General features: G+C 77.2%; 13 protein-coding genes. 7 read left to right on the forward strand and 6 right to left on the reverse strand.

Translation table 11 applies throughout. The features are described 5' to 3' along the window. Positions 1-13 precede the first annotated feature (13 nt). On the reverse strand, positions 14-2,572 hold the full coding sequence (locus JD79_RS15150; protein WP_170149222.1) for an ATP-binding protein: 2,559 nt from the start codon (positions 2,570-2,572) through the stop codon (positions 14-16). Positions 2,573-2,727: 155 nt separating this feature from the next. On the opposite strand from JD79_RS15150, the gene JD79_RS15155 reads away from it, so the two are divergent. The 6 genes from JD79_RS15155 (at position 2,728) to pcaC (ending at position 8,520) form a co-directional block, all read left to right on the forward strand. Then, complete coding sequence (locus tag JD79_RS15155; protein ID WP_110006202.1) at positions 2,728-4,434, forward strand: NAD(P)/FAD-dependent oxidoreductase; 1,707 nt, start codon at positions 2,728-2,730, stop codon at positions 4,432-4,434. Positions 4,435-4,503: 69 nt separating this feature from the next. Then, positions 4,504-5,259, forward strand: a complete 756-nt coding sequence (gene pcaH, locus JD79_RS15160; protein ID WP_110006203.1) for a protocatechuate 3,4-dioxygenase subunit beta — start codon at positions 4,504-4,506, stop codon at positions 5,257-5,259. Further along, positions 5,256-5,906, forward strand: coding sequence for a protocatechuate 3,4-dioxygenase subunit alpha (pcaG, locus tag JD79_RS15165; RefSeq protein WP_110006204.1), 651 nt, complete (start codon positions 5,256-5,258; stop codon positions 5,904-5,906). Before pcaH ends, pcaG begins: the two co-directional genes overlap by 4 nt. A gap of 114 nt (positions 5,907-6,020) precedes the next feature. Next, on the forward strand, positions 6,021-7,349 hold the full coding sequence (pcaB, locus tag JD79_RS15170; protein WP_245900125.1) for a 3-carboxy-cis,cis-muconate cycloisomerase: 1,329 nt from the start codon (positions 6,021-6,023) through the stop codon (positions 7,347-7,349). Continuing rightward, positions 7,346-8,125, forward strand: coding sequence for a 3-oxoadipate enol-lactonase (gene pcaD, locus JD79_RS15175; RefSeq protein WP_110006206.1), 780 nt, complete (start codon positions 7,346-7,348; stop codon positions 8,123-8,125). Before pcaB ends, pcaD begins: the two co-directional genes overlap by 4 nt. Then, on the forward strand, positions 8,122-8,520 hold the full coding sequence (gene pcaC / locus JD79_RS15180; protein WP_211307990.1) for a 4-carboxymuconolactone decarboxylase: 399 nt from the start codon (positions 8,122-8,124) through the stop codon (positions 8,518-8,520). Before pcaD ends, pcaC begins: the two co-directional genes overlap by 4 nt. Positions 8,521-8,527: 7 nt before the next feature. On the opposite strand, the gene JD79_RS22255 is transcribed toward pcaC, so the two are convergent. Together JD79_RS22255 and JD79_RS15185 are read right to left on the reverse strand one after the other, a co-directional pair. Continuing rightward, the gene (locus JD79_RS22255; RefSeq protein ID WP_146220459.1) at positions 8,528-8,719 is read right to left on the reverse strand and encodes a hypothetical protein; all 192 of its coding nucleotides are present in this window, start codon (positions 8,717-8,719) and stop codon (positions 8,528-8,530) included. Positions 8,720-8,819: 100 nt separating this feature from the next. After that, on the reverse strand, positions 8,820-10,007 hold the full coding sequence (locus JD79_RS15185) for an HNH endonuclease signature motif containing protein (protein WP_110006207.1): 1,188 nt from the start codon (positions 10,005-10,007) through the stop codon (positions 8,820-8,822). Between the two features lie 149 nt (positions 10,008-10,156). Between JD79_RS15185 and JD79_RS15190 the strand changes: the two genes are divergently transcribed. Then, positions 10,157-11,617: a benzaldehyde dehydrogenase gene (locus JD79_RS15190; protein WP_110006208.1), complete on the forward strand. Its 1,461-nt coding sequence runs from the start codon at positions 10,157-10,159 to the stop codon at positions 11,615-11,617. On the opposite strand, the gene JD79_RS15195 is transcribed toward JD79_RS15190, so the two are convergent. The 3 genes from JD79_RS15195 to JD79_RS15205 are packed head-to-tail and all read right to left on the reverse strand — an operon-like array spanning position 11,580 to position 13,851. Continuing rightward, positions 11,580-12,461 carry a 5-oxoprolinase subunit C family protein gene (locus JD79_RS15195; protein ID WP_211307991.1) on the reverse strand — a complete coding sequence of 294 codons (882 nt, stop codon included), beginning with the start codon at positions 12,459-12,461 and terminating at the stop codon, positions 11,580-11,582. The two genes, JD79_RS15190 and JD79_RS15195, sit on opposite strands and share 38 nt — an antisense overlap. Before the next feature lie 11 nt (positions 12,462-12,472). Then, a complete protein-coding gene (locus JD79_RS15200) occupies positions 12,473-13,084 on the reverse strand; it encodes a 5-oxoprolinase subunit B family protein (protein WP_110007747.1) in 612 nt (203 codons plus the stop codon). Next, complete coding sequence (locus JD79_RS15205; protein WP_245900126.1) at positions 13,084-13,851, reverse strand: LamB/YcsF family protein; 768 nt, start codon at positions 13,849-13,851, stop codon at positions 13,084-13,086. Before JD79_RS15205 ends, JD79_RS15200 begins: the two co-directional genes overlap by 1 nt. Positions 13,852-13,866 lie beyond the last annotated feature (15 nt).

Below are 13,866 nucleotides of genomic sequence, written 5' to 3' on the forward strand. Positions count from 1 at the left end.
GTCCGGGTCGCCGTCAGGCGAGCGCCTCGTCCAGGGCGGCCCAGGGGCCGAGCGCGGCGCCCGCCGCCCGCGCCCGCCGCTCCTCCTCCTCGCCCATCGCGGCGCGCAGCGCCTCGCGCAGCCGGTCGGCCAGCGCCTGCTGCGGCGACCAGCGCGCCACCCCGAGGCCGGCGCGGGCGGCGTCGGCGGCGCCGGCGAACCGGGCGGCCGCGGCGTCGCGGCCCTCGGCGAGCGCCAGCGCGGCGAGCGCCTCGAGGCAGGAGGCCACGCCCTCCAGGTCGCGGGTGCGCCGGTGCCGGGCCGCGGCCTCCTCCAGCCGGGCACGCGCCCGCGGCAGGTCGCCGGCCAGCAGCGCGGCGAGGGCGAGGGAGTCGGTGAGCAGCGCGGCCAGCTGGTCGTCGGCGGCGGCGAGGGCGAGGTCACGCGCCTCGCCGGCGACCCGCTCGGCGGCCTCGAGGTCCCCGCCGGCCAGCGCCACCGCCGTGCGCAGCATCCCGCTGAACGCGGCCGACCAGCCGTCCCCGCTGCGGCGCAGGTGCGCGAGGCCCTCGTCGAGCAGCGTGGCGACGTCGGGGTCGCCCGGCGTCAGGGTCATCGCCCGCGCGCCCAGGCCGTGACCCAGCAGCCAGGCGTCGTCGCGCCGCCGGGCGTCCTCGACGACGCCGTCGAGCAGGGGGACGGCGAGGGCGGGGGAGCCGCGGGCGATCCGCAGCGAGGCCCGGGCCCAGGCCAGCCGGCCGGCGAGGTCGGGCGGCAGCGCGGCGGCCGACGGCAGCTCCGCGGTCCGCTCGGCGAGGTCGGCCATCTCCGGCAGCAGGCCGTGCGCCCACCACCAGCGGACCAGCGGCGCGGTCAGCCGCACCGCCAGCTCGGCGCGGTCGGTGGCCACCGCCCAGCGCAGCGCGGCCCGCAGGTCGGCGGTCTCGGCGTCCAGCCGGGCCCGCCACAGCCGCGCCGCCGGGCCGGCCAGCCCGGCACCGGCCTCGGCGCCCAGGCCGGCCAGGTGCTGCGCCCAGCGGGTGCGGGTCGCCTCCTCCTCGCCGCGCTCGCGCAGCCGCTCGGCCGCGAACGCGCGCACCAGCTCGAGCATGCGGAAGCGCGGCTCGCCGTCGCCGGTGTCGGTGGGGGAGACCAGGCTGTGCCCGACCAGCGACGACAGCGTCTCCAGGACGTCGAGGTCCCCGCCGTCGGCGCCCACGGCCTCGGCGGTGTCGAGGGTGCAGCCGTCGGCGCACACCGACAGCCGGGCCAGCAGCGCCCGGCCGCGCTCGTCGAGCAGGTCGTGGCTCCAGGCGATCGTGGTCCGCAGCGTGCGCTGGCGGTCGGGGACGTCGACGTCGGGGTCGCCCATGTCGAGCGCACCGCCCAGCGCGCGGTCGAGGCGGGCCAGCAGCAGCCGGGGCGGGAGCGTGCGCACGCGGGCGGCGGCCAGCTCCACCGCCAGCGGCAGGCCGTCGAGCCGGCGGACCACCTCCGCCACCGGGCCGGCGGTGGCGGCGGTGAGCCGGAACGCCGGGTCGGCCTGCTGCGCGCGGGCCACGAACAGCTGCACCGCAGGGGCCTCCGCGGCGCCGTCCGCGCCGGCGGCCGGCGTCCCGAGCGGCTCGATGGGCACGTCGTGCTCGCCGCGCAGCCGCAGCACGGTGCGGCTGGTCACCAGCAGCTGGGTGCGCGGGCAGCGGGCCAGCAGGACCGCCAGGTCCGGCGCGGCCGCCGCCACCTGCTCGAGGTTGTCGACGACCACGAGCGCCGAGCGGCCGGCCAGCCGGTCGGCGATCTGCTCGAGCACCGGGCGGCTGCCCTCGGAGGACACCCCGACCGCCTCGGCGACGGCGGCGGGGACGTCGGCGGGGTCGCGGACCCCGGCGAGGTCGACGAACCACGTCCCGTCCCGGCCGGGCGCGACCGCCGCGGCCGCGGCCAGTGCCAGCCGGGTCTTGCCGATGCCGCCCGGGCCGGTGAGCACCACCAGCTGCACGGCCGGGTCGCCCAGCAGGCCGGTGACGGTGGCCAGCTCCGCGGTGCGGTCGACCATCGGCGTGGGCGGCGTCGGGAGCCAGCCGGCGGCCAGCCCGGGCGGCGCCGCGGCGGGCCGGGCGAAGCGCTCGCTCAGCAGCACGGCGAGGTCGTCGGCGACCCGCTCGGCCAGCTCGGCCGGATCGCGGTACGGGGTGGTCGACACCCCGCCCTCGGCCTGCACCCGCTCCAGCAGCCGGGCCAGGCGGGGGTCGCGGTCGGGCGCGGGCGTGCGGACGTAGAGCAGCCGCGGCATGCCCGCCGACAGGTCGATCTCGTCCTCCAGGCCCGAGACGGTCATGTCCGGGCCGACCCAGCCGTAGCGGTCGCCGTAGATGCCGACGAAGACCTCGCTCTGCGCCAGGTAGGCGCGGTAGAGGTCCCGAGGGGGGTGCGGGCGCGCCCCGAGCTCGAACATGACGGGGGTCAGCCGCAGCCGGGCGACGGCGTCGCGGACCGCGCGGCGCTCGGCGGCCAGCTCCTCGAGCGTGGAGGAGACGAAGACCCGCAGCCGCCGGTCCGGCGTCGCGATGGCCTCCGTCGCCGGTGCGGTCACGTGCACCTCCCGCCCGCCGACGGGCGCGCCGCCCGTCCGGGTCGCCGACGAGGCGGAGTCTAGGGACGGCGGCGGCGTCCCGTAACCCGGTGACAGCGGTCCCGAGGCGGTGGTTGCATGGCACCGCACGGGGACGCGCGCACCCGGAGACCGTCGTGCACCTCGCCCAGGACCACCCCGGAACCGGCCCCGCGGCGCTGGTCGTCGTCGCCCGCGACGACGGCGTCCGGGGGGCCACCACCCGCGAGCTCGACCGCCGGTACGGCTGCGACTACCGCGTCGTCTCCGGCGCCTGTCCCGAGGACGTCGACGCGGCGCTGCACGGCGCGGGCGACCCCGCCGTCGCGGTGCTGCTGGGTTGCCTGGGTGACGCCGACCCCGACGGCCTGGACGTGCTGCGCACCTGCCACGCGAGGCACCCCGGCGCGGCCGCCGTCGCACTGGTCCGGTGGGGCGCCTTCGAGACCGCCCGGCCGATCTTCGAGGCGATCACCGTCGGCCAGCTCGACCGCTGGGTGTACGCCCCGCAGGGGCGTGCCGACGAGGAGTTCCACCGGTCGGTCACCGAGGTCCTCGACGAGTGGTCCTCCCGGCAGGGCGGCGGGTTCGAGGCGGTCCGGGTCGTCGGTGACCGCTGGGACCCGCACGCCCAGCACCTGCGCGACCAGCTGACCCGCAACCGCATCCCGACGGGCTTCTACGAGGCCGGCTCGTCCGACGGCCGGGCGGTGCTCGCCGACCTCGGACTCGAGCGGCCGCGGCTGCCGGTCGTCGTCGTCCGCTTCAAGCCCGAGCAGACCGTGCTGCAGGCGCCCACCGACCTCGAGGTGGCCGAGGCGTTCGGCCTGTTCGACCCGCTGGACCCCGACGCCGTGCACGACGTCGTCGTGGTGGGTGCCGGGCCGGCGGGGCTGGGCGCGAGCGTCTACGCCGCCTCCGAGGGCCTGGACACGCTGCAGCTGGAGTGCGAGGCGGTGGGCGGGCAGGCCGGCACCAGCTCGCTGATCCGCAACTACCTCGGGTTCCCCACCGGCGTCAGCGGCAGCCGGCTGGCGTTCTCGGCCTACCAGCAGGCGTGGGCGTTCGGCACCCGCTTCTCCTTCATGCGCACCGCCGCCTCCCTCCGCACCGAGGACGGCCTGCACCGGGTCTCCCTCGGCGACGGCTCGGAGGTGCAGGCGCGGACCGTGGTCGTCGCCACCGGGGCGGCCTGGCGGCGGATCGGCGTGCCGGAGCTGGAGGCCTTCACCGGCCGCGGAGTCTTCTACGGCGCGGCGGTGAGCGAGGCGCCGGCGATGGCCGGCCGGCACGTGTTCGTCGTCGGCGGCGGCAACTCCGCCGGGCAGGCAGCGGTGTACCTCTCCCGCTACGCGGCGAAGGTGTCGCTGCTGGTCCGCCGGGCGTCGCTGACGGAGACGATGTCGGACTACCTCATCCGCGAGCTCGTCGCGCTGCCGCGGGTCGAGATCCGGTACCGCGTGCAGGTGGTCGGGGGCCGGGGCAGCGACGTCCTGGAGACCGTCGTCCTGCGCGACCTCGACACCGGCGCGGAGACCGAGGAGCCGGGGATGCTCTTCGTGATGATCGGCAGCGAGCCGCGCACCGACTGGCTCGCCGGGACGCTGGCCCGCGACCGGTGGGGCTTCCTGCTCACCGGGGCCGCGCTGACCGGCGACGGCGTCGCGCCTCCCTGGCCGCTGGACCGGCCGCCGGCGCTGCTGGAGACGTCGACACCGGGGGTGTTCGCGGCCGGTGACGTGCGCCAGGGCTCGGTAAAGCGGGTGGCCTCGGCGGTGGGGGAGGGCGCGCTGGCGGTGACGCTGGTGCACGCGCACCTGGCCTCGCTCGCCGCTGACCGGTGACCGGCGTCCTTCCACCCAGCGGGACCGCCGGCTTGGGGCGCCTCGGCGGACCGCCGTAGCTTCCGGGACATGACCGGGACCACACCCGTGCCGCCTCCGCCGGGTCTGCACCTGCCGCGCTACCTCCGCGAGGAGGCCGCCGCCCGGACGCCGGTCGCCCACCCCGACTACCGCAGCACCGCGCTGCGGGCGCCCCTGCGCACGCCGGTCGACCTGCCGCACCGGCTGACCGAGGTCACCGGTCCGGTGCTCGGCGAGGACCGCGTGCAGCCCACCGACGCCGACCTGACCTGGCGCAACGGCGGCGAGGCGATCGGCCAGCGGATCCTCGTGTACGGGCGGGTGCTCGACAGCGACGGCCGCGCGGTGCCGGGCGCGCTGGTCGAGGTGTGGCAGGCCAACGCGTCGGGTCGCTACCGCCACGTCGTGGACAACTGGCCGGCGCCGCTGGACCCGCACTTCGACGGGCTGGGCCGGGTGGTCACCGACGCCCTCGGCCGCTACGAGTTCATGACGATCAAGCCCGGCGCGTACCCGTGGGGCAACCACCACAACGCGTGGCGGCCGGCGCACATCCACTTCAGCCTCTTCGGCCGGGCGTTCACCCAGCGCCTGGTCACCCAGATGTACTTCCCGGACGACCCGCTGTTCGGGCAGGACCCGATCTACAACGCCATCCCGCCCGCGGCGCGCCACCGCGCGGTCAGCCGGTACTCCCTCGACCGGACCCAGGACAACTGGGCGCTGGCCTTCGAGTGGGACATCGTCCTGCGCGGCACGGACCAGACCCCCTTCGAGACCGAGGACGACGGAGACGTGGCGTGAGCAGCAACCCGCTGGAGGTCCCGCCGGACCCGGCCGCTCCCTTCCAGCCGCGCTCCGGGCAGCGCGGCACCGGTTTCCTCACCGGGCCGCTGCGGCTGGGCACCACCCCGAGCGCGACCGTCGGGCCGTACCTGGCCATCGGCCTGACCTGGGACGACGGGATCTGGGCCGCGGCCGAGGGCACGGCGGGCGGCATCTGGATCCGCGGCAGCGTGTTCGACGGCAACGGCGACGTCGTCCCCGACGCGATGGTCGAGACCTGGCAGGCCGACCCCGACGGCGGGTTCCCCTCGCCCGAGGACCCGCGCGGCGCGGCGACCTACCCCGGCTTCCGCGGCTACGCCCGCGCCCAGACCCTCAGCGGCGGGTTCGAGGTGTTCACCCTCAAGCCCGGCCGGGTGCCCGACGGCGAGGGCGGGCTGCAGGCGCCGCACGTCGACGTCTCCGTCTTCGCCCGCGGCCTGCTCGACCGCGTGGTCACCCGCGTCTACTTCGCCGACGAGGCCGAGGCCAACGCCTCCGACGTCGTCCTGCAGGGGCTGCCGGAGGACCGCCGCGAGACGCTGCTGGCCACGCCCACGGACGACGGCTACCGCTTCGACGTGCACCTGCAGGGGGACCGCGAGACGGTCTTCTTCGCCGTCTGAGCGCGGTGCCGTCCGGATGCGGTGCCGTCCGGATGCGGTGCCGTCCGGATGCGGTGCCGTCCGGATGCGGTGCCGTCCGAGCGGGCACCCGCGCCCGCCGGTAGGAAGGACGACGTGACAGGTCTGTTCGCCGGCACCTTCGCCCGCGGCGGTGCGGCGGCGGCCGTCTCCGACGACGCCTGGATTCGCGCGCTGCTCGAGGTCGAGGCCGCCCTCGCCCGCGCCGCGGCCGCGGTGGGCCTGGTGCCCGCGACGGCGGCCGACGCGGTGACGGCGGCCTGCGCCGACCCGTCGCGGCTGGACCTCGCGACCGTCGTCGCCCGCGCCGCCGACGCCGGCAACCCGGTGCCGCCGCTGGTGCGCTCGCTGCAGGACGCCGTGGGGGAGCGCGACGCCGTCGCCGTGCACGTGGGCGCCACCAGCCAGGACGTCGTCGACACCGCGCTGGTGCTGCTCGCCCGGCGGGCGGTGGCCGAGGTCGACGCCGACCTCGCCGCGGCCGCCGGCGTCTGCGCCGCGCTCGCGCGGACCCACCGCGACGACGTGGTCATGGGCCGCACGCTGATGCAGCAGGCGCTGCCGACGACCTTCGGGCTCAAGGCGGCCGGCTGGCTGGCGGGTCTGGACGGGGCGCGGCTGCGGCTGGCCGAGGTCGTGGCCACGCTGCCGGTGCAGTACGGCGGCGCGGTGGGGACGCTCGCGGCGTCGTCGGGTGCCGGGACGGCGGTGCGCGCGGCGCTGGCCGCGGAGCTCGGCCTGGTGGCGACCGCCGTCCCCTGGTCCACCGTGCGGCTGCCGGTGGCCGACCTGGCGGGCGCGCTCGGTGCCGCGGCGGGGGTGGTGGCGACGGTCGCCGTCGACGTGGTGCTGCTGGCCCAGTCGGAGGTGGCCGAGGTCGCCGAGGTGGGCGAGGGACGCGGGGGGTCCTCCGCGATGCCCCACAAGCAGAACCCGGTCGCGGCGATCTCGGCGCGCGCCTGCGCCCGGCGGGCACCGGGGCTGGTGGCGACCCTGCTGGGTGCCATGGAACAGGAGCACGAGCGGGCGGCCGGGGCGTGGCACAGCGAGTGGCCCACGCTGACCGGCCTGCTGAGCACGGTGGGCTCGGCGTGCTCGTGGCTGGCCGAGAGCCTGCGGGGGTTGCGGCCCGACGTCGGCCGGATGGCGGACACGGTGGCCGCGGCGGGCGAGGGGGCGCTGGCCGGGGCGCTGGCCGAGGCGCTGACGCCGTCGCTGGGCCGGGGTGCGGCGCACGACGCGGCCGCCGAGGCGACCCGGCGCGCGCGTGACACGGGCCGGTCGCTGGCCGAGGTGGTCGCCACCCGGACCGACGTGGACGTCGCCGCGGTGCTGGCCGCGGCCACCCCGGACCTGGGGGAGGCCGGCGCGCAGGTGGACGCGGCGCTGGCCGAGCACGAGCAGCTGGTGGAAGGGGCACCGTGACCGCGGTCGAGGTCAGCTACACCGAGGACGGGCCGGCCGGCGCGCCGGTCGTCGTCCTGTCCAACTCGCTGGGCGCGACCCGCGGGATGTGGGACCCGCAGGTGCCGGCGCTGGCCGAGCGCTACCGGGTGGTCACCTACGACACCCGCGGGCACGGGGAGTCGCCGGCACCGGCCGGGCCGTACACGGTCGACGACCTCGTCGACGACGTGCTCGCGCTGCTCGACCGGCTCGGTGTGCGGACGGCCCACGTGGCCGGGCTGTCGCTGGGCGGGATGACGGCGATGCGGCTGGCCGCGCGCGAGCCCTCGCGGGTGGGCCGCCTGGCACTGCTGGCGACCTCGGCGAGGCCCGACCCGCAGGGGTTCCTCGACCGGGCGGTGCAGGCCCGCTCGGGCGGGACCGCGCCCCTGGCGCCGGCGATCGTGGGCCGGTGGCTCACGCCGGGGTACGCGGCGGCGCACCCGGACCTCGTGGCCCGCCTGGAGGCGATGATCGCCGGCGCCGACGACGAGGGGTACGCGTCCTGCTGCGAGGCGGTGGGGCACTTCGACGCCCGCGCGGACCTGGCGCGGATCACCGCACCGACGCTGGTGGTCTCGGGAGCCGAGGACCCCGCGCTGCCGCCGCCGCACCAGCAGCTCGTCGCCGACGGGATCCCGGGGGCGACCCTGGTGTCGATCAGCCCGGGCGCGCACCTGCCCAACCTGGAGCGGCCGCTGGAGGTCACCGGGGCGCTGCTGGCGCACCTCGACGCCGCGGGGAGCCACGCGTGAGCGAGGACCTCGGCACGGACGACGCCCGCCGTTCTGCCGGCATGCGCACCCGGCGCGAGGTGCTCGGCGACGCGTGGGTGGACCGGGCGGTGGCGAACACGACGCCGTTCACCGAGGGGTTCCAGGACTTCATCACCCGCGTGGCGTGGGGGGACGTCTGGCAGCGGCCCGGCCTCGAGCGGCGGGAGCGCAGCATCGCCACGCTGTCGATCTGCATCGCGCTGCGGCACTGGGACGAGTTCGCGCTGCACGTGCGCGCCGCGGTGCACAACGGCCTGACCGACGCGGAGATCGGTGAGGTGATCCAGCACGCGGCCGTCTACGCCGGGGTGCCGGCCGCCAACCACGCGTTCAAGGTCGCCGGGCCGGTCCTCGAGGAGCTGCGCGCCGGCTGAGCCGGTCTCACCGTGGCTCGGCGGGCTCCCGGGGGCTGGGCACCAGCGCCACGCTGAGCGAGGTCACCAGGCCGACGAGCACCGTGGCGCTGACGTCGTCGTCCAGCCAGAACAGCAGGGCGGCGGCGCCCAGGCCGACGAGGACGGCGAGCACCAGCCGCCGTCGCACACCGTCCCAGTACGTCTCCCCGTCTCCCATGCCGCAGGACGCTAGGCGGGTCGTTCTGCCCGTCCCCGGTCCATCGGGCACGTGCCGCAATGCTCCCAGGGCGGCGCGGCGCGTCGCCTCCGGACCGCAGTCACCCGACTGCTCGAGCAGCGGGGCGCAGCAGCGGTGCCGGGGTGGTGATCTCGGTGCCGTCGGGTCGCCAGGTGTGCCATCGGCCGTCGGGTGGTCTTTCGACGCGGAAGCCGTGGTGGACCTTGGTGTGGTGGCGTTCGCACAACAGTGCTGAGTTCTCGAGGCTGGTCTCGCCGCCGTCGATCCAGTGGACCAGGTGGTGGACGTCGCACCACCAGGTCGGTGCTCGGCAGCCGGCGAACACGCAGCCCCCGTCGCGCAGTTCGGCCGCGCGGCGCAGGTGGCGGTCGGCGAGGCGGTGGGCGCGGCCCAGGTCGAGCGGGGCGCCGTCGGGGCCGAAGACGACGCGGCTCACGGCGCCGTCGCAGGCCAGCCAGCGGGCGCGGGCGGCGGAGATCACGGTGCCCGAGCCCAGGGTGGCGGTGCCCTGGCCGGTGGCGGGGTCGGCGAGGTCGTCGAGGTCGATGCGGACCGCGACGTGCGGCTTGACCGTCCGCAGCGTAGGCAGGCCGCCGGCGGCCAGCGCGTTGTCGCACAGCTGCACCAGGGCGTCGGCCTGCCGCTGGGCGCGGGTGCGCTCGTCACCGGCGGGCCGGTCGGCCTGGGTGAAGGACTCCAGCGCGACCTGGAACTTCTCACCACCCACGGCGTCCAGGCAGCCGTGGAGGGTGCGGGACCCGTCGGCGTGGGTGACCACCGTCAGCGACCGGCCCTCGGTGGGGTCGGGTTCGGGACCGTCGGGGTCGAGGTCGTCGCAGTAGCGCTGCACCACCGTCACCAGGTCGGTGTGCGGCTGCTCGACCGCGACCCCGGTGACCACCGCGTCGATCACCGCCAGCTCCACCCCCTGCTCCGCGGCTGCCGTCAGCCGCGCCGGCGTCACCGCGCGCGCGGTGACCGCGACCTGCTCGGCCGAGACCAGGCCGGCGTCGTGCGCCTCGGCGAGGGCGGGCAGGTGCGCCAGCGCCCGCCCGCTGCGCACCACCCGCGACGCCTCGGCCGCCGACAGCCGGCAGTGCCCGCGCAGCCAGGAGGCCATCGACGTCAGGCCGTCCCGCTCGGGCGCCTGGGACAGCTCCGCCGCCCGGACCCGGCGGGCCAGGGCGGCGTCGATCCGGTTGCGCTCGGCGACCAGCGCGGCGACGTCGTCGAGGACGTCTCCGTTCCCCAGATCGCTCGAACACACGTACGAAGTTTACGACCGCAGGTCCCCCACCGCGACCGGTATCCCCAGGTCAGGAGCTTGTCCATGGATCCGGACGACCCCTTGCGCGGGCGCGCTCACCCACCCTGCACGAGGATCGCGGCAGGGACACACCGACGAGAGGGAACGACGTGGCACTCCTGGACGACGGCGCGTGGCAGGGCAGGGTCTGGACCGGCAGCTGGACCGAGGGGTCCGGCGGCACGTACGACGCGGTGGAGCCGGCCACCGGCGACGTCATCGCACCGGTGGGCAGGGCGACCCCCGAGGACGTGCGGGCGGCCGCCGAGCGGGCCGCGGAGGCGCAGCGCGCGTGGGCCGCGGCGCCCTTCGAGGAGCGGGCCCGCGTCCTGCGCCGCGCCGGCCAGGTGCTCGAGGACAACGCCGACGAGATCAAGGGCTGGCTGGCGCGGGAGTCGGGCGCGATCCAGCCGTTCGGCGACTTCCAGGTCCACACCAGCGCGCAGGAGTGCTACGAGGCCTCCGCGCTGCCCAGCCACCCCTACGGCGAGCTGCTGCGCTCCGGCGCGCCCCGCCTGAGCTTCGCCCGCCGCGTCCCGGCCGGCGTCGTCGGCGTCATCGCGCCGTTCAACGTGCCCACGATCCTGGCCATCCGCGCGATCGCCCCGGCGCTGGCGCTGGGCAACGCGGTCGTCCTCAAGCCCGACCCGCGCACCGCCATCTCCGGTGGCGCGGTGTTCGCGCGGGTCTTCGAGGAGGCCGGGCTCCCGGCCGGCGTGTTCCAGGTGCTGCCCGGCGGCGCCGACGTCGGCGAGGCGCTGGTCACCGCACCGCAGGTGCGGGTCATCGCGTTCACCGGCTCCACGAAGGCCGGCCGCATCGTCGGCGCGCTGGCCGGCCAGCACCTCAAGCGGGCGCACCTCGAGCTCGGCGGCAACTCCGCGCTCATCGTGCTGCCCGACGTCGACGTCACCGCCGCGGCCAGCGTCGGCGCCTGGGGCACCTTCAGCCACCAGGGCCAGATCTGCATGGCCACCAGCCGGCACCTGGTGCACGAGTCGATCGCCGAGGAGTACGCGGCGGTCCTGACCGAGAAGGTGGAGAAGCTGCCGGTCGGCGACCCCTTCCGCGAGCAGGTCGCCCTCGGCCCGCTCATCGACGCCGGCCAGCGCGACCGGGTGCACGGGCTGGTCACCGCCAGCGTCGAGAAGGGCGCCACGGTGCGCACCGGCGGCACCTTCGAGGGTCTGTTCTACCGGCCGACCGTCCTCGGCGGCGTCGCCATCGACCACCCGGCCTACCAGGAGGAGATCTTCGGCCCGGTCGCCCCGGTGACGCCGTTCTCCAGCCTCGACGAGGTCGCCGCCCTCGCCGCCGGCACCGAGTACGGCCTGAGCCTCGGCATCCTCACCCGCGACGTCTACGCCGGCCTCGAGCTGGCCGAGCGGATCCCGAGCGGCCTGGTGCACATCAACGACCAGACCGTCAACGACGAGGCGGTGGCGCCCTTCGGCGGCGTCGGCGCCTCGGGCACCGGATCCCGGCACGGCGGCCCGCAGGCCAACATCGAGGCGTTCACCGAGACGCAGTGGGTCACCGTGCGCGGCGACCTGCCGGCGTACCCGTTCTGAGCCGCAGGGCCTGGCCGGGGCGCAGCTGCGCGCAGCGGTCGACGTCGTCGTCGGCCACGTAGCCGGCCACCGGATAGCCGCCGGTCACCGGCGCGTCGGCGAGGAAGAGCACCGGCGCGCCGGACGGCGGCACCTGCAGCGCGCCCCGGACGAGCCCCTCGCTGGGGAGCTCGCCGGACTCCCGGCGCTCCAGGCGCGGGCCGTCCAGGCGCAGGCCGACGCGGTTGCTCTCGGCGGTGACCGTCCAGGCCGCCGACCCGAGCACGTCCAGCGCGGCGGGGGTGAGCCAGTCGGCGCGGGGGCCGGGCAGCAGCCGCACGGTCACCTCGCCGCCGGGCGGGTCGGGCACCGGGGCGACGTCGACGCCGGGCACGTCGCCGGTGGGCGGGCCGACCGGCAGCACGTCACCGGGCCGCAGCGCCGGGGGGCCGAGGCCGGCCAGCAGGTCGGTGGAGCGGGAGCCGAGCACCGGCTCGACGGCGATCCCCCCGCGGACGGCGAGGTAGGTGCGCAGGCCGGCGGGCGGCGTCCCGAGCGCGAGGGTGCCGCCCGCGCGCAGCAGGCCCGGGGCGTCGTGCACCCCCGACCCCGGGCACCGTGCGCCCGTGGTGACCACCAGCAGGTCGGCCTCCGCCCGCAGCACCAGCCCGCCGAGCGTCGCCTCGAGCACCGCCGCGCCCGGCTCGTTCCCCACCAGCCGGTTGGCCAGTGCGGCCGACGCGCGGTCGCAGGCGCCCGAGCGGCCCACCCCGACGCCGGCCAGCCCGGGGCGGCCGAGGTCCTGCACGGTGGTCAGCGGGCCGGGGGCCACGACGGTCAGACCGCCACCGACACCCCCGCTCACGACACCCCCGCTCACGACACCGCCACGAAGCGCACGCGCACCCCCGGTCGCAGCAGCGCCGCCGGGTCGCGGGACAGGTCGAACACCGCGACGTCGGTGCGCCCGACCAGCTGCCAGCCGCCCGGCGACTCCCGCGGGTACACGCCGGTGAACCCGCCGGCCAGCGCGACCGAGCCGGCCGGCACCCGGGTGCGCGGCGACGGGCGGCGCGGCACGTCCCAGGTGCCGTCGGCCGGCGTCAGGTACCCGAACCCGGGCGCGAACCCGGAGAACGCGACGGTCCACTCCGTGCCGGCGTGCCGCCGCACCACCTCCGCGGGGTCCACGCCCAGGTGCGCGGCGACGTCGCCGAGGTCCTCGCCGTCGTAGACGACCGGCACCTCGACCTGTTCCGCGCCGACCCGGCGCCCGGGCCGGGGCACCGTCCGCCGGACCGCCGCCTCGACGGCGTCCAGCGTGGTCTGCGCGGGGTCGGTCACCACCAGCACCGTGCGTGCCGCCGGCACGAGGTCCACGACGCCGGGCGGCCGGTCCTCCTCCAGCGCCGCGTAGAGGTCGAGGACCTCGTCGAGGTCCGCGAGCTCCACCAGCAGGGCGGTGGAGCCGCTGGGCAGCACCCGCATCACGGTGCGAAGGGGACGAGCTCGACCCCCGCCTCGCCCAGCGCGGTCCGCACCCGCCGCGCGATGTCCACCGCGCCGGGGGTGTCGCCGTGCACGCAGATCGACCGCGGTGCCAGCTGCAGTGAGCCGCCGTCGACGTCGGCGATCGGCTCCCCGGTCGCCATCGCGACGCAGCGGCGCGCGATCTCGTCGGCGTCGTGCAGCACCGCGCCGGGCAGCCGGCGGGACACCAGCGTCCCCTCCGGCGTGTAGGCCCGGTCGGCGAACGCCTCGGCCACGACGGTCAGGCCGGCCTCGGCCGCCAGCCGCAGCCACGCCGACCCGGGCAGCCCGAGCACCGGCAGCGTGCGGTCGTACTCGACGACGGCGCGCACCACGGCTGCCGCCTGCTCCTCGTGGGCGACGATCGCGTTGTACAGCGCCCCGTGCGGCTTGACGTAGCGGACGCGGGTGCCGGCCACGCGGGCGAACGCCTCCAGCGCGCCGACCTGGTAGAGGACGTCCTGGGTCAGGGCGTCGGGCTCGACGTCGACGAACCGGCGTCCGAAGCCCGCGAGGTCGCGGTAGCCCACCTGTGCGCCGACGGCGACGCCGGCCGCCGCGGCGCGGTCGCACACCCGGCGCAGGATGACCGGGTCGCCGGCGTGGAAGCCGCAGGCGACGTTGGCGCTGGTGACCACGCCGAGCAGGGCGTCGTCGTCGCCGAGGGTCCACTGGCCGAAGCCCTCGCCGAGGTCGGAGTTGAGGTCCATCGAGAGAGGGGACACGGGCGGTGGTCCTCG

This window comes from Geodermatophilus normandii, from assembly GCF_003182485.1.
GTDB classification, from domain to species: Bacteria; Actinomycetota; Actinomycetes; order Mycobacteriales; family Geodermatophilaceae; genus Geodermatophilus; species Geodermatophilus normandii.

Bases quoted from the DNA above. Each gene is read 5' to 3' on its own strand.
- pcaH (WP_110006203.1), top strand. From the start codon at position 4,504: ATGACCGGGACCACACCCGTGCCGCCTCCGCCGGGTCTGCACCTGCCG.
- JD79_RS22255 (WP_146220459.1), bottom strand. From the start codon at position 8,719: ATGGGAGACGGGGAGACGTACTGGGACGGTGTGCGACGGCGGCTGGTG.
- JD79_RS15200 (WP_110007747.1), bottom strand. From the start codon at position 13,084: ATGCGGGTGCTGCCCAGCGGCTCCACCGCCCTGCTGGTGGAGCTCGCG.